Source organism: Mesorhizobium sp. M5C.F.Ca.IN.020.32.2.1 (assembly GCF_004023105.1).
Classification (GTDB): Bacteria; Pseudomonadota; Alphaproteobacteria; order Rhizobiales; family Rhizobiaceae; genus Mesorhizobium; species Mesorhizobium wenxiniae.
On record NZ_RZSX01001570.1, the window covers coordinates 1 to 604 of the forward strand.

At 69.2% G+C, this 604-nt stretch carries 2 pseudogenes; both read right to left on the reverse strand.

What is annotated here, in order from left to right:
* Nucleotides 1–403, reverse strand: a pseudogene (locus EOA86_RS37505) (ABC transporter permease); the annotation flags it as partial.
* Nucleotides 400–604: pseudogene (locus EOA86_RS37510) on the reverse strand (ABC transporter ATP-binding protein); the annotation flags it as partial. The pseudogenes EOA86_RS37510 and EOA86_RS37505, both read right to left, overlap by 4 nt.

A 604-nucleotide genomic window follows, 5' to 3' on the forward strand; every position in this document is an offset into this window, starting at 1 on the left:
GCAGAAGGCCGTAGAGAAACAGCGCGATCAGTGTCGGCTTCTCGCCAAAGCCGACCGCCGGCACGGCCAGCGCCAGCACCGCCACCGGCGGAAAGGTCTGGCCGATATTGACCAGGCTGCGCGACAGCGGCAGGAATTCGACGCCGGCCGGCCTGGTGACCAGGATGGCGAGCGCCACGGCAACGATGGTCGCCGCCACCGTCGCGCTCAGCACGGTCCGCAGATGCAGCAGCGTCAACGCCAAAAGGCTGCCCTGATTGTAGACTGCCGGCGCGTTGTTCTCGGTCAGCGGCTTCAGCAGCGGTTCGAACCAGCCGGGATTGGTCACGAACGCAACCAGCAACACCACCAGGACAAGCCTGAGCAGCGACGGAAGCCAGGCTTTTACACCGGCCTCTTTCACGCCGGCCTCGCTGCGCGTTTCACCAGCCCGTCCACCGTCACGCGGCCGAGCGGCTTGCCGTCGGCGCCTTTCACCGGCAGCGCCGGGCGGCCCGACCAGAGGAGTTCAGCCAGCGCGTCGCGCTGGCTGGCGTCGTCGGGGATCGCCTCGCCTTCGGCGGTGCCCGCCTCCACCGCGTCGCGCACGCGGCCGAGCGACAGC